Genomic DNA, 24,281 nt, shown 5'->3' with positions numbered 1-24,281 from the left:
CGTCCGCCTGTGCAACAGGTCAGCTGTTGCGCGTCGCCACGAATGTCGCCGCTTCCTTCAGCAAGGCCGCGCGCTCGCCATAGGGATCCAGCAGCGCATGCGCTTGGCCGACGAGGCCGCTGAGCTGCTTGCGCGCCCAGTCGGCGCCGTGCAGGGCGACCAGCGTCGCCTTGCCGGCGGCGGCGTCCTTGCCGGTCGCCTTGCCCATCTGGTGCGCATCCGCCGTCAGGTCGAGCAAGTCGTCGGCAAGCTGGAAGGCGAGCCCGATCGCCGAGCCGAATTCGGCCAGCCGCTCGCGGTCTTCCGGCGGCGCGCCGGCGACGATGGCGCCGGCCTCGCAGGCAAAGCGGATCAAGGCGCCGGTCTTCATCGCCTGCAGCCGGATGATGCCGGCCTCGTCCGGTGGATTGCGGCCGGCATCGAGATCGAGCATCTGCCCGCCGACCATGCCGCCAACGCCGGCGGCGCGGGCAAGTGCCAGCACCAGCGCTGCCCGGCGTTCCACGGGCAGCACGGTCGCCTCGTCGGCGAGGATGTCGAAGGCAAGCGTCAGCAGCGCGTCGCCGGCGAGGATGGCGGTGGCATCGTCGAAGGCCCGGTGCACGGTCGGCTGGCCGCGGCGCAGATCGTCATTGTCCATGGCCGGCAGATCGTCATGGATCAGCGAATAGCAATGCACGCATTCGAGCGCCGCCGCGACGCGCGATGCCGCCTCGCCATCGGCGGAAAAGAGCGCCGCGCTTTCCATGACCAGAAACGGACGCAGGCGCTTGCCGCCGTTCAACACGCCATGGCGCATGGCCGCCATCAGCCGCTTCGGCCGGGCGATCTCGCCGGACAGCGCGCGCTGGTCGAGAAGCCGCCTGAGCAGCGCCTCGATTGCCGCTGCGCGCATCAGAAGTGCGGTTTCGAACGCGATTTCTTCGTCTTTCGCCATGGCCGGGAGCGGTAGCCGACACTCAGACATTGCGCAAGAAGCCGCGCGCCATTATGCCGGTTGAGCTGATGGCACGGGTGGGGCGGCTTGACGGAACCGATCGTCGATCATGAAATCGAAGGACTGGACATGGCGCGGCCGAGGCGCCTGAACCGCGCCGGCCTCAAGCGCCTTGGCCGGCGCTCCCTGGTCGTTGCCGCCATCCTGGCGGTGATACCAGTGGTGCTGACCTTCCTCTATCTGCCGTCCTTCGTGCATCCGGTGTCGACGCTGATGCTGAAGGACCTCGCGACCTTCTCCGGCTACGACCGGCGCTGGGTTTCCATCGACGACGTGTCACCGGTGCTGGCGCATTCGGTGGTCATGTCGGAGGACGGGCAGTTCTGCTTCCACCGCGGCGTCGATCTCGGCGAATTGCGCGGCGTCGTCGACGACGCGCTGGCCGGCGAGGCAACGCGCGGCGCCTCGACCATCACCATGCAGACGGTGAAGAATCTCTTCCTCTGGTCGCGGCCGCTGGGCACAGTGCGCAAGGTGGTCGAACTGCCGCTCGCCGTCTATTTCGACGCGGTGATGTCGAAGCGGCGCATCATGGAGATCTACCTCAACATCGCCGAATGGGGGCCGGGCATCTATGGCATCGAGGCTGCCGCCCAGCATCATTTCGGCGTTTCGGCAAAGCAGCTGTCGCGCCGGCAGGCAGCGCTGCTTGCCGTCACGCTGCCCAACCCGATCGCCCGCAATCCCGCCAAGCCGGGGCCTGGCCTGCGACGGCTGGCGGCGCTGATCGAGCGACGCGCTGGCAGATCCGGCGCCTATATAGGCTGCCTGGACTGAGGTGCAGCTTAATGCTGCTTTCCTGCTCCGGCAAAAAAATTTGCCGCGGTGCTGGCCAAAACGGCGCAGGGCGTGTATAGGCACCCGACTTTCTCAGATTATGGCCCCAGACACGGCCCTTTCACGAGGGTTGCCGGGGCATTTTGACCATGTAGTGGAGCATATCCATGGCCGTTCCGAAACGAAAAACCTCTCCGTCGAAGCGCGGCATGCGCCGCTCGGCCGACGCCCTCAAGGCCCCGACCTATGTCGAGGACAAGAATTCCGGCGAAATGCGCCGCCCGCACCATATCGACCTGAAGACCGGCATGTATCGTGGCCGCCAGGTTCTGGAGCCGAAGGAAAGCTGAGAAGCTTCCGGCGGTTTTGCGACTTCCAAAAGACCGGCCATTGGCCGGTCTTTTTGCGTTTGGCCTCGCCAATCGCTCCAGCGTCGCGGTCCGATACCGACTCCGCCGACGGACCCTGCGCGCCGGTCCTTGTGGCCTGACAGGCGCGGGAGGAACCCCCGCTAGGGCGGTTCAGCGTTTCATGGAATCGTCGAACCGCCCTAAGTTTTTGTTTTGACGCAATTCCGGACGGAAAACCGCTGCGCACTTTTCCTGGAATTGCTCTGACATGCTTGTTTCGCGCGGTCTTCGAGCGTGTTAGCGGCGACGCATGAAACTTCTTGACGAGGAAGGCCGGCGGGCTGCAACTGAAGGAAGCTCAATCGGAGTCGCCAGATGTTCGGTGCCATCCCCCTGCTGATCGTGCCCTTCGTGCTCTACAATCTCGGGCTGCTCGGGATATTCGGCAGCGGCGACGATCCCTGGGCCAACGAGATGTTCTCGTTCCGCATGATGTCCGGTGGCGTGTTCTCGATGACGCTCGGCGACCTGATGGTGCTGATCGGCCTGATCTTCCTGTTCGTCGAGATCTCAAAATCGGTGCGCACCACCAACGCCTCGATCCTCGACCATCTGTTGTCGACGCTGGTCTTCATCGCCTTCCTGGTCGAGTTCCTGCTTGTGAAGGGCGCGGCGCATTCGGTCTTCTTCACCCTGATGGTCATCGCGCTGTTCGACGTGCTCGCCGGCTTCTCGGTGTCGATGCGGTCGGCAAGCCGGGATATCAACCTGAACTAGGACGTGCCGATATTCAGGTGAGACCGGTCTGCAAATGCAGGTACGCTCCGCTCCGGTTCTCGGAAACCAACATTTTCGACTCGGCCTGACCTGAATCTCGGCACATCCTCCTGCCGGCTCAGCCCGGATCAGCAGTGAAACCGGCGGCTTCGATGCCGGCGATCGCGGCGGCCTCGTCATTGTCCGACGTGTCGCCGGAGATGCCGACCGCGCCGATGACGGCGCCGGCATGATCGCGGATCAGCACGCCGCCGACGACAGGCAGGACACGACCGCCGGAGACGTCGGAGATGCCGGCCATCAGATGCGGCCGTTCCTTGGCGAAGGCTTCGACGCGGCGCGAGCCCATGCCGATGGCGAGCGCGCCATAGGCCTTGCCGGCCGACATTTGCGGACGCAGGAACGAGGCGCCATCCTGGCGCTGGAAGGCGACTAGGTGGGCGCCGGCATCGAGCACCGACACGCCCAGCGGCCTGAGCTTCAGCTCGGCACCCCTGGCGAAGGCGGCGTCGATGATTTGCTTGGCTTTCTCGAGCGTCAGCGCGGTCATGGGCAGTCTCCTGTTGAAAGGCCGCGATCATCGTCGACGAGACGCAAGATACAATCCCGGCGGCGGTTGAAACTGATTTTCGGGAAGTGGCGAAACGCCGCGCCCTGTCTAGAGCGGTTCAACGCTTCATGGAATCGCCGAGCCGCTCTAAGTATTTGTTTTTACGCAATTCCGGACGGAAAACCGTTACACACTTTTCCTGGAATTGCTCTAGCCGGCGGCAGCCTCAGCCTTGCGGGCGACCACCGCCTCGTAGCCGGCCTGCAGGGTTGCCCGAACGGTTGGCCCCGCATGGTCGATCGGCGCGCCGAGGTGTTCATGGCGCAATTCGTCCATGAAGCGCTCCCATAAGGGTGGGCCGCCGTTTTCCAGAAGCTCGGCGCGGATCGAGAGCTCCTCGCTGACCGGCAGCCAGACACGGCCCCAGGCGCCGAGATGCGCCATTATCGGCACCAGGGTGATGGCCATCTCGGTCAGGCTGTAGATTGCCTTCTGCTTGTGGGAGGGATCGTCGGCCTTTGTCAGCATGCCCAGCTCCATCAGCCGCTTCAGCCGGTCGGCAAGGATGTTGGACGCGATGCCCTCGATCGATCCGTTGAGCATTTCGCGAAAATGACGCCGGCCGCCGAAGATCATGTCGCGCAGGATGATCAGGCTCCAGCGATCGCCGAACACTTCGAGCGACAGATTGATCGGGCAGCCGGAGCGGTGGTCGGTGTTCATGCAAGCCTCCAGAAAAAACCGGTTGCATTATCATATCAGTCTGATTATCGTGCAACTGATTGCAAAATGCAATCGGATTGCAGAGGAGGAAGCGACCATGAAGACGAAAGAGCAGCCCCGGATCGTTTCCGAAACTTTTGGCAGTCCCGCCGATCCGGCGGTTCTGCTGATCATGGGCGCCATGGCGTCGATGCTGTGGTGGCCGGAAGCGTTCTGCCGGAAGCTGGCCGGCGAGGGTCTGTTCGTGATCCGCTACGACAATCGCGACACCGGCCACTCGGCGAAATACGCGCCGGGCGAGCCGCCCTACACATTCGATGACATGGCCGATGATGCCATACGCGTGCTCGACGATCATGAGGTCGTGAGGGCGCATGTGGTCGGCATGTCGATGGGCGGCATGATCGCGCAGCTGGTGGCGCTGAAACACCCGTCGCGCGTCACGGCGCTGACCGTGATCAGCACGTCGCCAGTCGGCATCGACACCTCGCATCTGCCGGCAATGTCCGAGAGCTACAAAGAGCACGCGGCGGCAGGCGAGAAGGTCGATTGGTCGGATCGCGAGCAGGTGATCGACTTCATCGTCCGCGAGGCCCGCGTCATCGCGAGCACCGCGCATCCGTTCGACGAGAAGCGGACAAGGGCGTTCGTCGAGCGGGACTATGACCGGTCGGGAGGCCTGCTCAGCGCGACCAACCACTTCCTGCTCAAGAGCGGCGGAGACTGGAAGGACCGTCTTCGGGCGATGCGGATTGCGCTGCTCGTCATCCACGGCACGACGGACCCGATCTTTCCGATCGAGCATGGCGCAGCGCTCGCCGAGGCGGTTGCCGGTGCGAAGTTGGTGCGTATCGAGGGCGGCGGCCACGAACTGCATCCGGACGACTGGGCCGTCATGATCGCCGCCATCGCGACGCATGACCGGGCAGCGCGGGCCGCCTGACCCGCCGTCTGCCGTGACATCGCCGCACGGAATGCGTCACTATCGAAATCGGGCCAATCCACGCCGAACGGAAGCGAGCACCCTATGTCCCTGACCATGCACCTCCACCCGCTGGCATCCTTCTGCTGGAAGCCGCTGATCGCGCTCTATGAGAATGGCACGCCTTTCGATGTCGTCATTGTCGATCTCGGCAACGAGCAGTCGCGCGCGGCGTTCCTGAGACTGTCGCCGGCGGGCAAGATGCCGGTGCTGCGCGACGAGGCGCGCGGGCAGACGGTGCCGGAATCAACCATCGTGATCGAGTATCTGGCCGTCCACTATCCTGGCCCGACCGCGCTGATCCCGGCCGATGCCGACCTCGCCCGCCAGGTTCGGACCGCCGACCGCTTCTACGATTTCTATGTGCAGGAGCCGATGCAGAAGATCGTCGGCGACCGGCTGCGGCCGCAGGGCCAGACCGATCCGTTCGGTGTCGAGCAGGCGCGGGCGCAGTTGCGCGCCTCCTACGCCATCGTCGAAACCGAGATGCAGTCGAGGATTTGGGCGGTTGGCGAAACCTTCACCATGGCCGACTGCGCGGCGGCGCCGGCGCTGTTCTACGCCAACAAGGTCGAGCCGTTCGGCGACAGGTTCCCCGCGGTCAGGCGTTATCACGATCGCCTGGTCGAACGACCGTCCTTCGCCCGCGTGATCGAGGAAGCCCAGCCCTACTTCAAGTTCTTCCCCTACAACGACGGCTGACATCAGTGCCTCGCATCGGGCGAGCGGTCCTTCTCCCCTAGCCTTGAATCGCTCCTATGGCTCGATCACCTCCTTGCGGCCTTCCGGTTCCACCATCTCGAGCCGGGTTTCGGGACCATCCGCCTCGAGCAAAATGTAGCTTGCATCGTCGCCGCCGACGAAACTCAGGCCGGCGCTTGCGGTCGAGGCGCTGATCTTGACCGAAGGCTGGCCATTCTCCGCGATGAGGCGGAACAGAACGGTTTCGGCCTCGCCGGCCGTCGCCGGCAGCACGGAGATGCTGGAGCGCACCCGGCCCTGACTATCGACAATCTGAAGCCCGCTTCCGCGCAGCATGCCTGTGCCGTCCTGCGCCTTCGCCGGCAGGATCTGCATCAGCCCCATGCCAGCGAGCAGAACCAGATTGATCGCCGTCAGAGCGCCAAGTACCGCTTCGCGTCCCATGGGTTCCTCCTCCACAGCCAGAAAAAGCGCAGAACGGAATCGCATGAAGCAAGTGCCGGACCGGTCTTGCCGCCCAGAGGTCACTCGCCGGGCAATGCTTCCCAGAACTGGTCGAGCCAGATGTTCAGCCGCAGGAAGCCGGCACTGCTGACCGTGTAGACACGCCGCGTGCCTTCCGCCTTGGCGTTGACCAGGCCGGCCTCGAGCAGAACCTTCAGGTGCTGCGAGACGGCTGGGCGTGAAACTGGCAGTCCGGCCGCCAGTTCGTTGACGGTCTTCGGGCCGCGCCGGAGCTCTTCGAGAAGATAGCGCCGGTTGGGATCGGCAATCGCCACAAAGGCATCAGAAAACATCATGCGTCATTTTAGAGGCAAAGTTTCCCAAATCTCAACCATTGGTTTCAGCCTTTCTGCGCGGATCGAGCCGCAGGGCTTCCGGCGTCACCGAACGGTCGGCCGGCTGGGTCTTGAAGGCGTCGCGGTTTTCGATCGGCACCGGGGCGCGGCGGCTGATGCGCAGCAGGGTGTAGCCCGCCAGGCAAAGATGGGCGAGCGCGGTGGCCAGGAACAGGCCCTCGGGGCGCAGCCAGCCCATCAGGCCGGCGCCGAGCAGGGGCCCGATCATGGTGCCGAAACCGTAGAGCAGCAGAAGACCGCCCGAAACCTTGACGAAATCCTCCGCCCGCGCGTGGTCGTTGGCATGCGCCACTGCGATCGAATAGAGCGTGTAGGCGAAGGCGCCATAGGAGGCGGTCAGGACAAGGACGAAGACGCCGGAGCGCGGCTCGAACAGGAACACGACGATGGCGAACAAGGCCGCGCCGAACGCGGCGCCCGCCAGCACGAAACGGCGGTCGGTCTTGTCCGAGAGGCGCCCGGCTGGAAGCTGCATGGCCGCGCCGGCGACCACCACCAGGCTCATCATCAGCGCGATCTCGGCCGTGGAAATGCCGATGCGGGCGCCATAGACGGCGCCGAGCGTGCCCCAGGCGCCGTTGGCGATGCCGATCAGCAGGCAGGCAACAGCGGACACCGGCGAATTGGCGTAGAGCCCTTTGACATCCAGCTTGACGTCCTGCAGCGGCTTGGGATGCGACTGCGTCGAGACAGCGGTCGGGAGCAGCGACAGGCAGAACAGGATGCCGGTGATCATGAACAGCGAAGCCGACTTCACGTCGCCGCCGGCGACGATCATCTGGCCGCCCATGATCGATGCATAGGTGACCATCATGTAGAGGCCGAAGACGGTGCCGCGATTCTCGTTGGTCGCCTTCTCGTTCAGCCAGCTTTCGATGACCATGAAGGCGCCGGCCATGGTGAAGCCGGTGAAGGCGCGCAGCAGGATCCAGACATATTCATCGATGATGAGGCCGGTGAGCAAGGCGACGATGGCGCCCGACGCGGCAAAGGCGCCGAAGGCCCTGACATGGCCGGCGCGGCGAACCAGGCGGGGCGCAAAGAAGCAGCCGGTGACGAAGCCGCCCGCCCAGGCCGTGCCCATCAGGCCGAGCGATGCCGTGGAAAAGCCCTCCAACTGGCCACGCAACGGCAAAAGCAGCCCGTGCAGGCCGGACGCCGCGAGCAGGAAGGCGGTGCCGCGAAGCAACGAGAGGATCGGTCGGTAGGTTGCAAACATTGTCTGATCCGGCTTGGGGTTCGTGGCGCCGGTCTGACAGGCGCATTCGGGCTTTTCGGCGGCAAGCGTTGCTGTCGTCAACGCTAGCCGCGACGGAACAGCGCCTCGGCTGCCGATTTGGTCGCGCCCTTGGCCTTGAGCTCGGCTTTCAGCCGGGCGATCTCGTCGCGCAGCATGCCGATCCGCTCGGACAATTCGTCGGCCGAAAGCAGGGCCAGATCCTGCCCGATCTCATGCGGGCGCGCTTTCTTTACGGGTTCGTCGTCGAAGCTCGCCATCGTCGCTCCTCCCTGATTTGCCATTTGCCGGATTCGACAATGAGCATACATAGGGCAGGGGCGCTGATGCAAACTGCCGGTCAGACCGGCCGGAGGAGGACGGGACAGTTCATGGCGAGCGGACAGAAGATTCCGGCGAAGATGACGGCGATCGCGATCTCGGAGCCCGGCGGGCCGCGGGTGCTGAAGCCGGAAACGCGCGACGTGCCCGTGCCGGGACCGGGCGAGGTGCTGATCCGGGTGCGAGCCGCCGGCGTCAACCGGCCGGATGTGCTGCAGCGCAAGGGCGCCTATCCGCCGCCGCCCGGCGCGTCCGACCTGCCGGGCCTCGAAGTCTCGGGCGAGGTCGCGGCACTGGGTGACCAGATATCGCGCTGGCGTATCGGGGACCGGGTCTGCGCGCTCACCCCCGGTGGCGGCTATGCCGAATATGTCAAGGTGCATGCCGGCAGCGTGCTGCCGCTGCCGGCCGGCTTCACCCACACCGAAGCGGCGGCGGTGCCGGAAACCTATTTCACCGTCTGGCACAATGTATTCGAGCGCGGCGGCTTGAAGAGCGGCGAAACACTGCTGGTGCATGGCGGCTCGTCCGGCATCGGCACCACGGCGATCCAGCTGGCGTCGGCCTTCGGCGCCTATGTCGTCACCACCGCCGGCAGCAAGGAGAAATGCGACGCCTGCCTGAAGCTCGGCGCCGATCGCGCGATCAACTATCGCGAGGAGGACTTCGTCGCCGCGGTCAAGGACGCGACCGCCGGCCGGGGCGCCAACGTCATCCTCGACATGGTCGCCGGAGATTATGTCACGCGCAATTACGAGGCCGCGGCGGTGGAAGGCCGCATCGTGCAGATCGCCGTGCAGGGCGGGGCGGCGGCGAGCGTCGATTTCTCCAAGCTGATGGTCAAGCGGCTCACCCATACCGGCTCGACGCTGAGGCCGCGCACGGTCGAATTCAAGGCGGCGATCGCGGCCGCGCTCGAGGCGCAGGTTTGGCCGCTGCTCGGCAGCCGCAAGATTGCGCCGGTGATGGACACGATCCTGCCGCTCAGCGAAGCCTGGCGGGCGCATGAGCGGATGGAGGATGGGGAGCATATCGGCAAGATCGTGCTCGACGTCGGCTAGGATATTCAGGTGAGGCCGGCCTGCAAACCTGCGCTTCCGGTGCTCACGTAGTTTCCTTGCTGCCGCATGTCCTTGTCGGAAAACCGGGAGCACTTTTCCGGGACATGCGTAGGTACGCTCCGCGCCGGGTCTCGGAAACCACCGTTTTGGTCGCTCCGCGCCCCGTCTTCGACTCCGGCTCGGCCTGACCTGAATCTCGACGCGCCCTGGTGCGTAAATCGCCTGCGGAAAACCTGAACAAGAGCTTAATGCTGCAATGCACAAAACGCATTGCCGCCATGCAAAAGCGTCCGTTCAATTCTTAGGCGGCGGTGCCTATTTACACGGCATCGAACAAATCAACCAACGACTGGAGAACCACCATGAACCCGATCCGCGCTTTCCGTAACTGGCGCATGTACAACGAGACCGTGCGCGAGCTGAACAAGCTCAACGCCCGTCAGCTGAGCGACCTCGGCATCAACCGCGCCGACATCGAGCGTATCGCCCGCCAGGCTCTTTGATTGCAAACGCGACCCGGCTGCAACGCCGGGACCGCGTCGCGAAGCCAGAGCCGTCGCAGACGCTTGCTCGTCTCCGGTTCCAAACCCGCTGGACCCAGTCCGGCGGGTTTTGTCTTTCCAAGCCGCGCTTGTGCCCGGCCTCTCCCTTCTCGGGGCTTTCCAAAAACATTGCGAAATGGTGACGGAGCGGTTATACAGACCGCGAATTTCCCATTTTGGTGGCTCTAAAACCACCGCCCGCGCGGGAACGCGGGCGAACGAGAAGGATTTCTAGATATGGCCAATACGCTGCTGATGCCCAAGGCGACCGCCGTCTGGCTGGTCGACAACACCGCGCTCTCCTTCGAGCAGATCGCGCAGTTCTGCGGGCTGCATCCGCTCGAGGTCAAGGCGATCGCCGACGGCGAATCGGCGCAAGGCATCAAGGGCATGGACCCGATCATGACCGGCCAGCTGACCCGCGACGAGATCGCGCGCGCCGAGAAGGACCAGAACCATCGGCTGAAGCTGTCCGACCCCAAGGTCAGGGTGCCGGAATCCAAGCGCAAGGGCCCGCGCTACACGCCGCTGTCGAAGCGTCAGGACCGGCCGAATGCCATCCTCTGGCTGGTACGCAACCATCCCGAACTGAAGGACGCGCAGATTGCTCGTCTTGTAGGCACCACCAAGTCGACGATCGAGCAGATCCGCGAGCGCAAGCATTGGAATTCGGCCAATCTGCAGCCGATGGATCCGGTGACGCTGGGCCTCGCCTCGCAGATCGACCTCGACATGGAAGTCAACCGCGCCTCGCGCGGCCGCGAGCAGGCGCAGCCGGTCGGCGACACGCTGCTGCCGGCGGCGTTGACGGAACGGCTGGTCCCGGCGCCGGAAAAGCCGAAGGACGAGGACGCCGAGCTCGACGCCAACGCCGTCTTCGCCAAGCTTTCGGCGCTGAAGTCGAAGGACAAGGACACGGACGACGAGGAGTAGAATTCTCGGCATGCCAACAAAAAAGCCCGCTTCGAGCGGGCTTTTTTATTGGCTTTCGAGGCTTCAGTTGCGCGCCGCCCGGTCCGGCGTCATGCCATAGTCCTCGCTGCGCTCCACCGCGCGGTAGAAATCGGCGAGCTGCTTGCCGCGCTCCGGCTTGTAGATGCGGCCGGCGATCACCACCGAGGCAATGCGGTCGATGCGGAAGGCGCGGAAATCGTCGCGCATCTCGCACCAGGCGACCAGCGTCCACACCTTGCCCCAGAACCACAGGCCGAGCGGCCGGATGTCGCGCGCCGTGCCGCGCCCGGCCTCGTCCGAATAGTCGATGGTCAGGACCTGGCGTTTCTCGATCGCACGCTCGATCAGGTCGATCGCCTCGCGCGCGGCATCGCTCACCACCCACATCGGCGTGTGGATCTCGGTGCGGGCGATGCGGTCCTTCTCGGTATCGGGCAGCACGGCGCCGATCTTGACCAGCGCCTCGTCGGCGGCCCGCGCCATGGCGGCGCCGCCAAAGGCGCGCACCATGCGGGCGCCGGCGACCAGCGCCACGATCTCGTCACGCGTGAACATCAGCGGCGGAAGGTCGAAACCCTCCCTCATCATGTAGCCGACGCCCGCCTCGCCGTCGATCGGCACGCCGGTCGACTGCAGGTCGGCGATGTCGCGATAGATCGTGCGCTCGGAAACCTCGAGCCACGTACCCAGCTTCTGGGCGGTGACCAGACGGCCGCCGCGCAAATGCTGCACGATCTGGAAGAGCCTGTCGGCACGACGCATCGTATGGTTCCTCGATGTTGTTTCTATGCATGTCGTGGCCCCAAAACCGGTTCCCACTTTTGGGCGACATGCACTATGGCTTCAGCCCTTCGCGCTTGCGCTGCACGGCGACGAACTCCGTGCCGAAGGACAGTTTCCTCGTTGTCGGCGTCCTGGCGTCCAGCACCCGCCAGAACGGCGCGATCTCGCTCAGCGCCATGCCGTGCTCGAGATCCTCGCCGGCCGCCTCGGCCACGGTGCGCAAATGATAGCCGATGGCGACCGGGCATGTCACTTCAGCCCCGTGCTCGATGGCCAGCGCGGTGCGCAGCGCGCGGACATCCATCTCGACGCCTTCCGGGATCGAGCGGATGAAATCATCGACCTGACGCGCCGTCGGCACCAGCATCGGCTGGCCTTCGACGACGTCGGCAAAACTCCGCGGCGACGGCTTGATGCCATTGACGCCCGGCGTGTTCAGCCTGTCGTTCCAGCTCTTCACCATGCGAAGTTCACTCTCTACTCCTGCCACACCATGACACGACCCTCCTGACAGCATACTGTCAGGAGGGTTCAGCATATCCGCCGACGCTTCTAGATCTGGGCACCGCGGTGTCCGCATCCAAGCGCGGCACGCAAAAAAAGCTCATTGGTCGATGTGGCGGCCGTTGGCGTACATATCCGGCCAGCCGATGTCCTTGCGGATGTCCGCCGGCAAGCCATTCATGAAACGCTGGGTGCGGATCTCGTTGCGCATCGTGCGGATCTTGCCGACATAGTGCTGCACACCGCGCAGGATCTGGTAACCGGTCATGGCTAGTCTCCTCTTCTTTGATGAGGACACTATCGCACACCCCTGCTGACAGCAGTCTGTCAGGAGGATGGCAGCCTTTCGAAGGAGATTGCGGTCAGTCTGGCCGGCACGCGGAGAAGCGGCTGTCCTGCCCGGTTCCGCCCGGCTTCAAAGCAACGATACCGGCTTTGACAGCCGGCCGCGATGCTGCTCAAAAGCGGCATGTCGAAACTCCTCGCGCTCGTCATCATTGGCATCATGGTCATCCAGCTGATCAAGCCGCTCGGCTGGCCGGGGCTGAGGCGGCGCAGCGATTTTTGGAAGCTGGCGCTGCTTGCCATGGCGGCGATCTCGCTCACCGCGGTGCTGGGGCACTGGGGCTAGAGCCGCGACGTCACCCCATCGGCTGCCTACGCCGAGGGCTGCTCGCCCAGAACGGGAGCAAGCAGATGCTCCGCCCAGGCGCGGTAGCCGGCTTCCGAGGCATGGAATCCGTCGACGGCAAAGCCGGCCTGCGGATCGAGGATCGGCAGCCGCGACGCAGGTACCGTGCCGCGCTCCAGGCAGAGGCGCTTGCCCATCCGGTTCATCTCGGCAGCCCTGATCTCGAGGATCCTGCCAAGCAGGGAGGGCATCGCCGGCGCCCGGGTGAACTCCAGCACCGGCGACCACACCACGCGCGCCTCCGGCCATTTGGCGCGCAGCGCGTAAAGCAGGCCGCCGAACTCCTTCTTGAAGCGTGGCACCGAGTGGAAGTTCTTGGTGTCGTTGGTGCCGATGGCGAGCACGATATGCGTCCACGGATCGGCAGACAAATTGGGCAGGACATGGTCGCGCACCTGGCCGGAGGTCGCCGAATTGAAGCCGGCCGCCCGCCAGCGCACGGCGCTGCCCGTCCGCTCTGAAATCAGGATGGCGAGCTGCGCCGCGAGCCCGTTCTCGGAATGGCCGATGCCGACAGAGGCGGCGGAGGAATCGCCCAGCACCAGCAGCGTGATCGCCGGCGCCTTGCCCGGCATTTCATGCATGACCGGACCTCTGGCCGGCAGCATGCGGCTGGTGCGACGGCGCACGCCGAGCCCCTGCCAGACATAGACGGGAAAGGCGAGCCAGGTGAGGAGGGCGAGCAGGCGCTGCATGGCTCATGCCCTTAGCGCATATTGTTGAAGAGGTGAACGATCTAACTAAAGCGCGTCGCGCCTGAACGGCCTCATGCGACGCGCTTTAGCTCTTTGTTTTATGCATGTCGTTTCCCAAAACCGGGGCCACTTTTGGGCGACATGCATTAGCCGCCGGTTCAGTCGCAACAGGCCGGTGGCGGCTGGGGGCCGTCCCCGTACTCGTCATGCAGCCGCACCCAGTCCATCAGGCCACCATAGGGGCCGGTCTCGTTGCGGCCCTTCGGCGTCATGTCGAGATAGTGATAGGCGCCGATCAGCGGATCGCCGCCGCGGGCGCGCGACGTGAAGGTGAGGAAGATGTCGCCGGCCCCGTCGCGGTAGAACACGCTGATGCCGGGCAGGTCCTTCGACGTGCGAGCGCGCCTTTCGAAGTTGTAGGCGGTGTCGCCGGCGGCGATCTGCTTGTCGGTGAAGGAAACCTGCATGTCGAAGTTGAAGTCGGACGCATAGGACGACACCCAGTCGAACCGCCAGCCCATGCGCTGCTTGTAGGGCAACAGCTCGGCCAGCGGCGCGCGCGCCACCACGACCAGCGACACGTCGTGGTGCTGGAGATGCAGATTGGCGCCGTCTATATGGTCGGCAAGGAAGGAGCAGCCCTCGCAGCGATGGTTCGAGCCGGGTGCCAGCATGAAGTGATAGACGATCAGCTGGCTGTTTTCGCCAAAGAGCCCGGCCAGCCGCTTCGGGCCTTGCTCGCTCTCGAAGACGTAGTCCTTGCGGATCTTCAGCCAGGGCAATTCGCGCCGCTCGGCGGCGATCTTGTCGCGCAGCCGCGTCAGTTCCTTCTCGCGATCGAGGTGCCTTTTGTGCGCCTCGAACCAGTCTTCCCGCGAAACGACGGCATTGCGATGCATGACGATCTCCTGTCCTCTCCTGCCAAGGACGTTCGATATCGGCGCGACCCGACATGGCCGGCGCGCTTTTCTGCGCAAGTGGGGATGCCGCCGGCGAAAAACAAAACCCGGGCGGTGAGCCCGGGTTTTTCGTCGCGTCTGAGGAAACGTGTCAGGCGGCCTTTTCCAGCGCCTGCTGCCATTTGCCGAGCGCCGCCAAATGGTTCATGTGGGCGCGATGGACAAAGGCGGCCTGGCCGGCGGCGACGTTCGCCGCCTTGCCGCTCCAGGCCTTCTGCGCCGCCGCCTGCAGGGCACGGCCGTAGGAGAAGGTCAGCTTCCACGGATGCGGGCCGATGGCGTTGATGGCATTGAGGTTGGCGGTCGCCTCCTCGTCCGATTGGCCGCCGGAGAGGAAGGCAATGCCTGCAACCGCCGCCGGCACCGTCTCGCGGAACAGTTTGATCGTCTTTTCCGCGACGATCTCGGGACTGTCCAGCTTGCCCGATTTCTTGCCCGATATGACCATGTTCGGCTTCAGGATAGTGCCTTCGAGCACGACGCGCGCGGCATAGAGTTCGTCATAGAGCTTGAGCAGCGTCGCCTTGCTGATCTCGTAGCAGGTGTCGATGCCGTGGGCGCCGTCCATCAGCACTTCCGGCTCGACGATCGGCACGATGCCCGCCTCCTGGCAGAGCGCGGCGTAGCGGGCGAGCGCATGCGCGTTCGAGCCGATCGAGGTCTGAGACGGCACGCCCTTGGCGATGTCGATATCGATCACCGCGCGCCATTTGGCGAAGCGGGCGCCGAGCTTGTAGTAGTCGGCAAGCCGCTCACGCAGGCCGTCGAGGCCCTCGGTGACGGTGTCGCCGGGAAAGCCGGCCAGCGGCTTGGCGCCGGCGTCGACCTTGATGCCGGGAATGGCGCCGGATGCCTTGATGATGTCGACCAGCGGCGTGCCGTCAGCAGCCTTCTGGCGGATGGTCTCGTCATAGAGGATGACGCCGGAGATGTAGCGCGTCATCGCGTCCTTGGCGCGGAACATCATCTCGCGATAGTCGCGGCGGCTGTCGGCAGTCGATTCGACGCCGATGACGTCGAAGCGCTTCTTGATGGTGCCGGAGCTTTCATCGGCGGCCAACAGGCCCTTGCCGTCGGCCACGATCGCGGCGGCAATGTCTTCGAGACGTTCGCTCATTGTTGCTTCCTCCTGACAGTGGTTTTCCGCGGTTCACGGAACTCTACCGCCAAAGGAATGATGCCGGAAAGCGCGAAATCGATTGAAAGTCGCGCCGCGGGGCCGGCTCGCCGAGTCTTGATCGGGTCAACGCCAAGCATCGCCGCCTGGCTGCAAATGCTTTGCTCCACCCAATTCCGAACGGAAAACCGCTGCGCGGTTTTCCTGGAATTGCTTCAGCGCTTCAGCACCTCGACGCCGGGCAGCGGCTTGCCTTCCATCCACTCAAGGAAGGCGCCGCCGGCGGTCGAGACATAGGTGAAGTCGTCGGCGACGCCGGCGTGGTTGAGCGCGGCCACCGTATCGCCGCCGCCGGCCACCGAGACCAGCTTGCCGGCCTTGGTGCGTTCGGCGGCGTGCTTTGCCGTCGCCACCGTGGCGCGGTCGAAAGGTTCGATCTCGAAGGCGCCGAGCGGGCCGTTCCAGACCAGCGTGGCGGCGCGGTCGATCCAGTCGCCGACGGCCTTCACGGTCTTTTCGCCGACGTCGAGGATCATGCCGTCGGCCGGCACGTCCGATATGGCGACGGTCTCGCTGGCGGCCCCGGCCTTGAACTCCTTCGCCACGACGCCGTCGGCCGGCAGGATGATGGCGCAGCCGGCTTCGGCCGCCTCGATCATGATCTGCTTGGCGGTGGCGGCAAGATCATGCTCGCAGAGCGACTTGCCGACGGCGGTGCCGCGCGCGGCCAGGAAGGTGTTGGCCATGCCGCCGCCGATGACCAGCGCGTCGACCTTCTTCACCAGGTTCATCAAGAGGTCGATCTTGGTCGAGACCTTGGCGCCGCCGACGATGGCGACGACCGGGCGGACGGGATTGCCGAGGCCCTTTTCCAGCGCGTCGAGCTCGGCCTGCATGGTGCGGCCGGCGAAGGCCGGCAACAGATGCGCCAGGCCTTCGGTCGAGGAATGGGCACGGTGCGCGGCGGAAAAGGCGTCGTTGACGAAGATGTCGCCGTTGGCGGCGAGCTTCTCGGTGAAGGCCGGGTCGTTCTTCTCCTCGGCCTTGTAGAAGCGGGTGTTTTCCAAAAGCAGCACATCGCCCTTGTCCATGGCGGCGACGGCGCTGCCCGCTATGTCGCCGATGCAGTCGGCGGCAAAGCCGACGGGCCGGCCGAGCACGTCCGCCGTGGCGCTTGCGATCGGCTCCAGCGAGAATTCGGGCGTGGGTCCGTCCTTGGGACGGCCGAAATGGGCAAGCAGGATGACCTTGGCGCCCTTGCCGGACAGTTCGGCGATGGTCGGCGCGATGCGCTCGATGCGGGTGATGTCGGTGACCTTGCCGTCGGCGACGGGAACGTTGAGGTCGACGCGCACCAGCACGCGCTTGCCGGAGATGTTGCCGATGTCGTCCAGTGTCTTGAAGCCGGCCATGCTGGTTCCCTTTCCTCGAAAATCGCGGGGACCTTACCCGCCAACGGCGACGATGCAAGGCCCGCGTGGAAGCGCGCGCGCAAAAATGATGTAGCCGCGCAAGATCAGCTTTCGCTTGTTGCCTTTTGCGCTGTCGGCTCGGGCGTCGCGGGCTGTTCGGGCGGCGCTTCGACGGCAGGCGCCTGCGCCGGCTTGCGCCAGCCGCGGACGAAGGCGGCGATGCGGTCGCGGATCTCGCCGGCGCTCAGGAACACCGGTACGCGCGCCACCGGCGCGGTCGGCTCGAAGGACAGGCCGAGGCCGATGATCCGCCCCTTGTCGTCGACGTCGCGCACGATGAGCTCGATCGGTCCGATCAGCACCCGGTCGGCATATTCGGGATGGCCGCCCAGCCGCTCCGTCACCAGGGCGCCGACGGTCAGCTTGCGCTCGGCCTCGGTCAGGCCCGGCCCATAGGCGGCCTCCAGTTCCTCGGCCAAGCGCGTCGGATCGAGCGCGAAGGCGCCGAAGAAATCCGCGTCCTCCGGATCGACCACGGCGCGGCTGGCGAACAGCTTGTCGAGCAGGCGCGGATAGCGGTCCGGCACGAAGATGTAGACCTGGTCGCCGGCGGCCAGCCGGCCCATGTCCTGGAAGCGCATCGAGCGGCCGTCGCGCAGCACCAGCGAGGGCCGCGCCCAGCGCGGGATGCGCTCGCCGCGCGCCACCGGGCTGCCCGGCGCCACGCGATAGGCGAGCAGCTCGTGATGGGCCGAGCCCGGCAGTTCGAGCTCGACCTTGTCGAGCGGCCCGAGCCTAGCCGGCACGATGAGGCCGAGGCGGCGCGCCAGCGGCCCGACGGTCCAGCCCTGCACGACCAGCGATACCAGCACGATGATGAAGGCGGTGTTGAAGATGACGCGGCCGTTTTCCAGGCCGCCGAGCAGTGGCGTGATGGCAAGCAGGATGGAGACCGCGCCGCGCAGTCCGACCCAGGAGACGAAAGCCACCTCGGGCCGCGGCAGGCGGAACGGGAAAAGGCAAAGCCAGACGGCGACCGGCCGCGCCACGAAGATCAGGAACAGGCCGAGCAGGACCGCCGGCGCCAGGATCGCCGGAAACTGCGAGGGCGTGGCGAACAGGCCGAGGATCAGGAACATGATGATCTGCGCCAGCCATGACATGCCGTCCTGGAAGCGCTTGAGGATGGTGACGGCGCGGATGTCGGAATTGCCCGCTATCAGGCCGGCGAGGTAGACCGCCAGGAAGCCGGAGCCGCCAATGGCGCCGGCGGCCGCGAACACCATAAGCGACAGCGTCAGCACGAAGATCGGCAGCAGGCCGTGGTCGAGGTTCAGCCGCTCGACAAGGCGCACGATGGCGAGGCCGCCGAGAATGCCGACGACGGCGCCGACACCCATGTTGAGCAGGAAGCCGAGCACGAGGTTGGTGACCAGCACATTGGCCTCGGGATTGGCGTGGGCGGCGATGATCTCGACCAGGGTGATGGTGAGGAAGATGGCGATCGGGTCATTGGTGCCGGATTCCACCTCGAGCGTCGCGCGGACGCGCTCGCGCAAATTGATCTCGCCGGCGCGCAGCAGGAAGAACACCGCAGCCGCATCGGTCGAGGCGACGGCGGCGCCGAGCAGGAAGGATTCCAGCCAGGTGAGGTCGAGCAGGTAAAAGGCGGCGGCGCCGAACAGGCCGGTGGTCAGGATGACGCCGACGGTCGCCAGCGACAGCGCCGGCCCGGCTGCCTGGCGCAGCGCATTGAGCGGCGTGCCGAAGCCGGAATCGAACAGGATGACGGCCAGTGCCAGTGAGCCGGCAAAATAGGCCAGCCTTGCATTGTCGAATTCGATGCCGAGGCCGTCGGTCCCGGTGGCCAGGCCGATGCAGAGGAAGAGAAGCAGGAGGGGAGCGCCGAAGCGAAAGGCGATCAGGCTCGAAAACGCGGCGGCAACGACAAGGGCGGTGCCAACCAGCGTTACAAGATAGATCGCATGCTCCATCCGGAATTGCCCCTCAAATCCGCCTCCCTCCCCGCTTTACGGCAGAGTGGGGCGAAGACATGACCAGTGCAAGGCGGCAGCGTGGTTTTTTGCTCCTATGGGGCTGATTTCCGGAGGTTTTGCCGCTTGGGGCGCCAGCCCGGCCTGCAAACGAAAAACGCCCGGCCGAAGCCGGGCGTCTGGTCTGGAAAGATCGAAGCCCGCCGCGATCAGGCGATGGTCTTGCCGAAGGCGACTGCGGTGTCGCCCATGCGGTTGGAGAAGCCCCATTCATTGTCGTACCAGGACAGCACCGACACGAAGTTGCCGTCCATGACCTTGGTCTGGTCGAGGGCGACGATCGAGGAATGCGGATCGTGGTTGAAGTCGATCGAGACATTCGGGTGATGGGTAACGGCGAGCACGCCCTTCAGCTTGCCCTTGGAGGCGGCGATCACCGCTTCGTTGATCTCCTGCGCGGTGGTCGAGCGCTTGGCGATGAACTTGAAGTCGACGACCGACACGTTCGGGGTCGGCACGCGGATCGAGATGCCGTCGAGCTTGCCCTTGAGGTCGGGCAGCACCAGGCCGATCGCCTTGGCCGCACCGGTCGAGGTCGGGATCTGCGACAGCGCCGCCGCGCGGGCGCGGTAGAGGTCCTTGTGCATGGTGTCCAGCGTCGGCTGGTCGCCGGTGTAGGAGTGGATCGTCGTCATCATGCCCTTCTCGATGCCGACGGTCTCGTGCAGCACGGCGGCGAGCGGCGCCAGGCAGTTGGTGGTGCAGGACGCGTTCGAGATGACGATGTGGTCCTTGGTCAGCTTGTCGTGGTTGATGCCGTAGACGACGGTAAGGTCGGCGCCTTCGGCCGGCGCCGAGACGATGACGCGCTTGGCGCCGGCGGTGAGATGCGCCGCCGCCTTGTCGCGGGCGGTGAAGATGCCGGTGCACTCGAGCGCGATGTCGACGCCGAGTTCCTTCCACGGCAGCTGGGTCGGGTCCTTGATGGCGGTGACCTTGAACTTCTCCGAGCCAACCGAGATCTGATCGCCGTCGACCGTCACTTCATGCGGGAAGCGGCCATGCACGCTGTCGTAGCGCAAGAGATGCGCATTGGTCTCGACCGGGCCGAGGTCGTTGACGGCGACGACGTCGATGTCCTTGCGGCCGGATTCATGGATGGCTCGCAGGATGTTGCGGCCGATACGGCCGAATCCGTTGATGGCAACTCTGACGGTCATGTTTCTCTCCCTGGGAGCTGGAAGGCGATTGGGTCCGCAGCTTCATAGCGGCGGACGGGCGAAGAATCCAGCCTTGGAAGGCTTGGATTTAAATCGATTAGGTTGGGCCAGCCCGCCAAAGCGGCCATGCTTGGTTTTGACGGGCTCGCTTGCCTCAACCCTTACTTGCCGTGCAGGCGGGCTTCCGCCGCTTTCGCCGCCGCTTCGGCGGTGATGCCGAAATGCGGATAGAGCTGCTCGATGGTGCCCGAGGCGCCGAAGCCGGTCATGCCGACAAAGATGCCATCGCTGCCGATAATATGGTCCCAACCCTGCCGGATGCCGGCTTCGATTGCGACCTTCACCTTCGCATTGCCGATGGTCTTCCTGCGGTAGTCGTCGCTCTGCTGCTCGAACAGTTCGAAGCAGGGCACAGAGACGACGCGGGTCGGGTGGCCGTGCTGCTGCAGCAAATCGCGCGCGCCGAGCGCGACCTCGACCTCGGAGCCGGTTGCGAAGATCGTCACCGCCGCCTCGCCGTTCGCCGCGGCCAGTTCATAGGCGCCGGACGCACTGAGGTTCTTCTCGCTGTGCTCGGTGCGAACGGTCGGCAGGTTCTGGCGGGTCAGCGCCAGCGTCGACGGCGTCTTTTCGGATTCGAGCGCCAGTTGCCAGCACTCCGCCGTCTCCACCGCGTCGGCCGGGCGGAAGACGTTGTGGTTGGGGATGGCGCGAAGCGCTGCCACATGCTCGACCGGCTGGTGCGTCGGACCGTCTTCGCCGAGGCCGATCGAGTCATGGGTCATGACGAAGATCGAGCGGATGCCCATCAGCGAGGCCAGGCGCATCGACGGACGGGCATAGTCGGAGAAGCACAGGAACGTGCCGCCATAGGCGATCAGGCCGCCATGCAGCGTCAGGCCGTTGATCGCCGCCGCCATGCCATGCTCGCGGATGCCGTAGTGGACATAGCGCTGGCCATAGTCGTCAGGGGTGATGTTCTTGGTCTGGCTGGTCTTGGTGTTGTTGGAGCCGGTCAGGTCGGCCGAGCCGCCGATGGTTTCCGGCACCGCGCCGTTGATGACTTCCAGCGCCATTTCCGAGGATTTGCGGGTGGCGACCTTGGGCTTGTCGGCCGAGAGCTTCTTCTTGTAGTCGGCGATCACGCTGTCGAAGTTCGACGGCAGCTTGCCGGAGATGCGGCGCTCGAACTCGCTCTTCAGCGTGGCGTCGGCCTTGGCGAGACGGCCTTCCCAGTCGGCGCGGGCCTTGGCGCCGGCCTGGCCGGCGGCGCGCCAGGCGTCGAGGATGTCGGCGGGAACCTCGAAGGGCGGCGAATCCCAGCCGAAGAATTTGCGCGCGCCGGCGATTTCCTCGGCGCCGAGCGGCGAGCCGTGCGCCTTGTTGGTGCCGGCCTTGGTCGGGGCGCCGAAACCGATGGTGGTCTTGCAGGCGATCATCGTCGGCTTGTCGGAGTGGCGCGCCGCCTCGATGGCGTAGGCGATGGCTTCCGGATCGAAGCCGTCGATGTGGGTAGCGTTCCAGCCGGAGGCCTGGAAGCGGGCGACCTGGTCGGTGTTGTCGGCGAGCGACACCGGGCCGTCGATCGAGATGTTGTTGTTGTCCCACAGCACGATCAGCTTGTTGAGCTTGAGATGCCCGGCGAGCGCGATGGCCTCCTGGGAGACGCCTTCCATCAGGCAGCCGTCGCCGGCCAGAACATAGGTGTAGTGGTCGACGAGGTCCTTGCCGAAGGCGGCGTTCATGATGCGCTCGCCGAGCGCGAAGCCGACCGAGTTGGCGAGGCCCTGGCCGAGCGGCCCAGTCGTCGTCTCGATGCCGGCGGCATGGCCATATTCGGGGTGACCGGCGGTCTTCGATCCGAGCTGGCGGAAATTCTTGATCTGGTCGAGGGTCATGTCCTCGTAACCGGTCAGATAGAGCAGCGAGTAGAGCAGCATCGAGCCGTGGCCGGCCGACAGGATGAAGCGGTCGCGGTCGGCCCAGTGCGGGGCCTTGGCGTCGAATTTCAGGAAGCGGGTGAACAGCACCGTGGCGATGTCGGCGCAGCCCATGGGCAGGCCCGGGTGGCCGGAATTGGCCTTCTCGACGGCGTCCATGGAAAGGAAACGGATCGCATTGGCCATCCGGTCATGTTGTTCACGCGAGGTCATGCTTCCTCCGGGGTGGGGGTTTGAGGCCCTGGGAAAGGCCTGGAAAGGGTGCGCGACACATAGCAGGCGCGGCCCTTGAGTCAACAAATCGGTGCGTTTTTGCCGGGCTTGTGATGGCCCCGGCAGACCTACATTAGCGTTAGCGGGGGACAGTCGCGAGAGCTTTATTGACGTTGCCTTCACACGGCGCCTAATGTTTCCTGGATAACGCGTTCTGAACGCGAACGATTCGGTGATGGGCAGGGTGCAGGACGAGCCATGACCGGGGAAACGACGCTCAAGGAAGTCATCGCCAGGCTGGGCAAAGCCATCGAAGGGCTGGAAAACGCCGTCGCGGCCAAGCTCGAGCGCGAGCGCGACTATTCGGAGGCCGAGGCGGAGGTGCAGCGCATGAACGCCGACCGCTCAAGGCTGGCGCAGGAACTCGACAATTCCGAAGCGCGCGCCGAGCGGCTGGAAGACGCCAACAAGGAAGTATCGCGCCGGCTGGTGACCGCCATGGAAACCATCCGCGCGGTGTTGGACAGGTAGGCCAATGGCACAGGTCACGGTTTCCATCGACGGCAAGCAGTACCGCATGGCTTGCGACGAGGGCCAGGAAGAGCACCTGATCGACTTGGCCGAGCGCTTCGACCGCTATGTCGCGCATCTCAAGGACTCGTTCGGCGAGATCGGCGACCAGCGGCTGACGGTGATGGCGGGCATCATGGTCATGGACGAGCTTTCGGAGCTGCAGAAGCGCGTCAAGGGCATGGAAAGCGAAGTGCTGACGCTGCGCAAGACGCGCGACGACGCGCTGGCCAAGGCCGGCAAGAGCGACGGCGTGCTAACCGACGCGCTGGGCGCGCTGGCCCAGCGCATGGAAGACCTGGCGACGACGCTGGCGGTCAAGAAGGCCTGAGCCCCGAGGCGGCAGAAATTCCTGCCGGATTTGCCGAGAAAAGATGAAAATTTTTCATCGCCGGCGCCATTCCCGGCGGCCTGCGCCGTATGAAGCCTGCCTTTGGAGTGGTAGAGATTGCGAGCGGTGCCGGCGCGGCATGCCGGCGGCAGTCAAAGGGTAGGGACATGTCATGAGTCTTCGGATCAACGATATCGCGCCGGACTTCACGGCCGAAACCACGCAAGGGACGATCAGCTTCCATCAATGGATCGGCGACGGCTGGGCGGTGCTGTTCAGCCACCCGAAGAACTTCACCCCGGTCTGCACGACCGAGCTCGGCACCATGGCCGGGCTGGAGGGCGAGTTCAAAAAGCGCAACGTCAAGATCATCGGCATTTCCGTCGACCCGGTCGCCAGCCACGACAAGTGGCAGGCCGACATCAAGACGGCGACCGGCCAAGAGGTGAAATATCCGCTGATCGGCGACAAGGACCTCGCGGTCGCCAAGCTCTACGAGATGCTGCCGGCCGGCGCCGGCGAGAGCTCGGAAGGCCGCACGCCGGCCGACAACGCCACGGTGCGTTCGGTCTATGTCATCGGGCCGGACAAGAAGATCAAGCTGGTGCTGACCTATCCGATGACCACGGGCCGCAACTTCGACGAGATCCTGCGCGTCATCGATTCCATCCAGCTGACGGCCAAGCACCAGGTCGCGACGCCGGCGAACTGGAAACAGGGCGAGGATGTCATCATCACCGCCGCGGTTTCCAACGAGGACGCGATCAAGCGCTTCGGCGCCTTCGATACGATCCTGCCGTATCTGAGGAAGACCAAGCAGCCTTCGGCGTGAGCCCGTTCCTTCTCCCCGTTCACGGGGAGAAGGTGCCCGAAGGGCGGATGAGGGGCAGCGCGACGTTCGGCTGTGATTGCGCCGAAACCTTCGTAGGTCGTTCTGAAAGGAAAACCTCGCGGCGTGGGCGCTGCCCCTCATTGTCCTGCCGGACATTTCTCCCCGTATAGTGACGGGGAGAAAGGGC

The 24,281-nt window shown here is 65.0% G+C and carries 29 protein-coding genes; 12 read left to right on the top strand and 17 right to left on the bottom strand.

Features of this window, described 5'->3' with window-relative positions:
• Positions 1-19 precede the first annotated feature (19 nt).
• Positions 20-937 (bottom strand): polyprenyl synthetase family protein, encoded by a 918-nt coding sequence (locus PU724_RS16305; protein WP_127393879.1) that lies wholly within the window; start codon positions 935-937, stop codon positions 20-22.
• A gap of 129 nt (positions 938-1,066) precedes the next feature.
• Between PU724_RS16305 and PU724_RS16300 the strand changes: the two genes are divergently transcribed.
• From PU724_RS16300 to PU724_RS16290, 3 genes are all read left to right on the top strand, one after another.
• A complete protein-coding gene (locus tag PU724_RS16300) occupies positions 1,067-1,774 on the top strand; it encodes a transglycosylase domain-containing protein (RefSeq protein WP_127311378.1) in 708 nt (235 codons plus the stop codon).
• Positions 1,775-1,941: 167 nt separating this feature from the next.
• On the top strand, positions 1,942-2,124 hold the full coding sequence (gene rpmF, locus PU724_RS16295; protein ID WP_006203806.1) for a 50S ribosomal protein L32: 183 nt from the start codon (positions 1,942-1,944) through the stop codon (positions 2,122-2,124).
• A gap of 375 nt (positions 2,125-2,499) precedes the next feature.
• Positions 2,500-2,901, top strand: coding sequence for a hypothetical protein (locus PU724_RS16290; protein ID WP_126057953.1), 402 nt, complete (start codon positions 2,500-2,502; stop codon positions 2,899-2,901).
• 118 nt (positions 2,902-3,019) lie between these two features.
• On the opposite strand, the gene PU724_RS16285 is transcribed toward PU724_RS16290, so the two are convergent.
• Both PU724_RS16285 and PU724_RS16280 read right to left on the bottom strand, forming a co-directional pair.
• The gene (locus PU724_RS16285; RefSeq protein ID WP_354420102.1) at positions 3,020-3,451 is read right to left on the bottom strand and encodes a GlcG/HbpS family heme-binding protein; all 432 of its coding nucleotides are present in this window, start codon (positions 3,449-3,451) and stop codon (positions 3,020-3,022) included.
• A 210-nt stretch (positions 3,452-3,661) separates the two neighbouring features.
• Positions 3,662-4,174, bottom strand: a complete 513-nt coding sequence (locus PU724_RS16280) for a winged helix-turn-helix transcriptional regulator (RefSeq protein ID WP_127285979.1) — start codon at positions 4,172-4,174, stop codon at positions 3,662-3,664.
• Between the two features lie 97 nt (positions 4,175-4,271).
• On the opposite strand from PU724_RS16280, the gene PU724_RS16275 reads away from it, so the two are divergent.
• Together PU724_RS16275 and PU724_RS16270 are read left to right on the top strand one after the other, a co-directional pair.
• Positions 4,272-5,117, top strand: a complete 846-nt coding sequence (locus tag PU724_RS16275) for an alpha/beta fold hydrolase (protein ID WP_127285980.1) — start codon at positions 4,272-4,274, stop codon at positions 5,115-5,117.
• 84 nt (positions 5,118-5,201) lie between these two features.
• On the top strand, positions 5,202-5,858 hold the full coding sequence (locus tag PU724_RS16270; RefSeq protein ID WP_128274522.1) for a glutathione S-transferase family protein: 657 nt from the start codon (positions 5,202-5,204) through the stop codon (positions 5,856-5,858).
• Between the two features lie 54 nt (positions 5,859-5,912).
• On the opposite strand, the gene PU724_RS16265 is transcribed toward PU724_RS16270, so the two are convergent.
• The 4 genes from PU724_RS16265 to PU724_RS16250 form a co-directional block, all read right to left on the bottom strand.
• Positions 5,913-6,302 (bottom strand): hypothetical protein, encoded by a 390-nt coding sequence (locus tag PU724_RS16265; RefSeq protein ID WP_354420101.1) that lies wholly within the window; start codon positions 6,300-6,302, stop codon positions 5,913-5,915.
• 80 nt (positions 6,303-6,382) lie between these two features.
• Entirely contained in the window at positions 6,383-6,658 is a 276-nt protein-coding gene (locus PU724_RS16260; RefSeq protein ID WP_126057959.1) for an ArsR/SmtB family transcription factor, read from the bottom strand.
• A 31-nt stretch (positions 6,659-6,689) separates the two neighbouring features.
• Complete coding sequence (locus PU724_RS16255; RefSeq protein WP_354420100.1) at positions 6,690-7,937, bottom strand: MFS transporter; 1,248 nt, start codon at positions 7,935-7,937, stop codon at positions 6,690-6,692.
• A gap of 83 nt (positions 7,938-8,020) precedes the next feature.
• The gene (locus PU724_RS16250; protein ID WP_354420099.1) at positions 8,021-8,215 is read right to left on the bottom strand and encodes a DUF1192 domain-containing protein; all 195 of its coding nucleotides are present in this window, start codon (positions 8,213-8,215) and stop codon (positions 8,021-8,023) included.
• A gap of 111 nt (positions 8,216-8,326) precedes the next feature.
• On the opposite strand from PU724_RS16250, the gene PU724_RS16245 reads away from it, so the two are divergent.
• The 3 genes from PU724_RS16245 (at position 8,327) to PU724_RS16235 (ending at position 10,812) form a co-directional block, all read left to right on the top strand.
• On the top strand, positions 8,327-9,337 hold the full coding sequence (locus tag PU724_RS16245) for an NAD(P)H-quinone oxidoreductase (RefSeq protein WP_128274536.1): 1,011 nt from the start codon (positions 8,327-8,329) through the stop codon (positions 9,335-9,337).
• Positions 9,338-9,699: 362 nt separating this feature from the next.
• On the top strand, positions 9,700-9,840 hold the full coding sequence (locus PU724_RS16240; protein WP_127285985.1) for a DUF1127 domain-containing protein: 141 nt from the start codon (positions 9,700-9,702) through the stop codon (positions 9,838-9,840).
• A gap of 276 nt (positions 9,841-10,116) precedes the next feature.
• Positions 10,117-10,812: a DUF1013 domain-containing protein gene (locus PU724_RS16235; protein ID WP_127285986.1), complete on the top strand. Its 696-nt coding sequence runs from the start codon at positions 10,117-10,119 to the stop codon at positions 10,810-10,812.
• 63 nt (positions 10,813-10,875) lie between these two features.
• Here PU724_RS16235 and PU724_RS16230 read toward each other — a convergent pair whose 3' ends face one another.
• The 3 genes from PU724_RS16230 to PU724_RS16220 form a co-directional block, all read right to left on the bottom strand.
• Entirely contained in the window at positions 10,876-11,595 is a 720-nt protein-coding gene (locus tag PU724_RS16230; protein ID WP_354420098.1) for a helix-turn-helix transcriptional regulator, read from the bottom strand.
• A 73-nt stretch (positions 11,596-11,668) separates the two neighbouring features.
• A complete protein-coding gene (locus PU724_RS16225) occupies positions 11,669-12,079 on the bottom strand; it encodes a hypothetical protein (RefSeq protein ID WP_189340493.1) in 411 nt (136 codons plus the stop codon).
• 141 nt (positions 12,080-12,220) lie between these two features.
• Entirely contained in the window at positions 12,221-12,388 is a 168-nt protein-coding gene (locus PU724_RS16220) for a hypothetical protein (protein WP_127282773.1), read from the bottom strand.
• 201 nt (positions 12,389-12,589) lie between these two features.
• On the opposite strand from PU724_RS16220, the gene PU724_RS16215 reads away from it, so the two are divergent.
• Entirely contained in the window at positions 12,590-12,751 is a 162-nt protein-coding gene (locus tag PU724_RS16215; protein WP_127310283.1) for a hypothetical protein, read from the top strand.
• Between the two features lie 26 nt (positions 12,752-12,777).
• Here the strand turns inward: PU724_RS16215 and PU724_RS16210 are convergent, their stop codons facing one another.
• The 7 genes from PU724_RS16210 to tkt all read right to left on the bottom strand — a co-directional run bounded on the left by PU724_RS16210 (position 12,778) and on the right by tkt (position 22,361).
• Positions 12,778-13,506, bottom strand: a complete 729-nt coding sequence (locus PU724_RS16210; protein ID WP_354420097.1) for an SGNH/GDSL hydrolase family protein — start codon at positions 13,504-13,506, stop codon at positions 12,778-12,780.
• Positions 13,507-13,664: 158 nt separating this feature from the next.
• Positions 13,665-14,405, bottom strand: coding sequence for a DUF899 domain-containing protein (locus tag PU724_RS16205; RefSeq protein ID WP_354420096.1), 741 nt, complete (start codon positions 14,403-14,405; stop codon positions 13,665-13,667).
• A gap of 151 nt (positions 14,406-14,556) precedes the next feature.
• Entirely contained in the window at positions 14,557-15,582 is a 1,026-nt protein-coding gene (locus PU724_RS16200) for a class I fructose-bisphosphate aldolase (RefSeq protein ID WP_292247966.1), read from the bottom strand.
• A gap of 215 nt (positions 15,583-15,797) precedes the next feature.
• On the bottom strand, positions 15,798-16,994 hold the full coding sequence (locus PU724_RS16195) for a phosphoglycerate kinase (RefSeq protein ID WP_354420095.1): 1,197 nt from the start codon (positions 16,992-16,994) through the stop codon (positions 15,798-15,800).
• A gap of 104 nt (positions 16,995-17,098) precedes the next feature.
• Positions 17,099-18,988: a potassium/proton antiporter gene (locus tag PU724_RS16190; protein ID WP_354420094.1), complete on the bottom strand. Its 1,890-nt coding sequence runs from the start codon at positions 18,986-18,988 to the stop codon at positions 17,099-17,101.
• 209 nt (positions 18,989-19,197) lie between these two features.
• Positions 19,198-20,208: a type I glyceraldehyde-3-phosphate dehydrogenase gene (gene gap, locus PU724_RS16185; protein ID WP_127310279.1), complete on the bottom strand. Its 1,011-nt coding sequence runs from the start codon at positions 20,206-20,208 to the stop codon at positions 19,198-19,200.
• Between the two features lie 161 nt (positions 20,209-20,369).
• The gene (gene tkt / locus PU724_RS16180) at positions 20,370-22,361 is read right to left on the bottom strand and encodes a transketolase (RefSeq protein ID WP_354420093.1); all 1,992 of its coding nucleotides are present in this window, start codon (positions 22,359-22,361) and stop codon (positions 20,370-20,372) included.
• 258 nt (positions 22,362-22,619) lie between these two features.
• On the opposite strand from tkt, the gene PU724_RS16175 reads away from it, so the two are divergent.
• The 3 genes from PU724_RS16175 (at position 22,620) to PU724_RS16165 (ending at position 24,094) form a co-directional block, all read left to right on the top strand.
• Positions 22,620-22,892, top strand: coding sequence for a DUF4164 domain-containing protein (locus PU724_RS16175; RefSeq protein WP_354420092.1), 273 nt, complete (start codon positions 22,620-22,622; stop codon positions 22,890-22,892).
• 4 nt (positions 22,893-22,896) lie between these two features.
• Complete coding sequence (locus PU724_RS16170) at positions 22,897-23,262, top strand: cell division protein ZapA (RefSeq protein ID WP_127282781.1); 366 nt, start codon at positions 22,897-22,899, stop codon at positions 23,260-23,262.
• 172 nt (positions 23,263-23,434) lie between these two features.
• The gene (locus PU724_RS16165) at positions 23,435-24,094 is read left to right on the top strand and encodes a peroxiredoxin (protein ID WP_127282782.1); all 660 of its coding nucleotides are present in this window, start codon (positions 23,435-23,437) and stop codon (positions 24,092-24,094) included.
• The last annotated feature ends 187 nt before the right edge of the window (positions 24,095-24,281 follow it).

Source organism: Mesorhizobium abyssinicae (genome assembly GCF_049887195.1).
Taxonomy (GTDB): domain Bacteria; phylum Pseudomonadota; class Alphaproteobacteria; order Rhizobiales; family Rhizobiaceae; genus Mesorhizobium; species Mesorhizobium abyssinicae.
The sequence above is the reverse complement of the archived record's forward strand: the minus strand, read 5'-3'. Positions and strand labels throughout refer to the sequence as shown.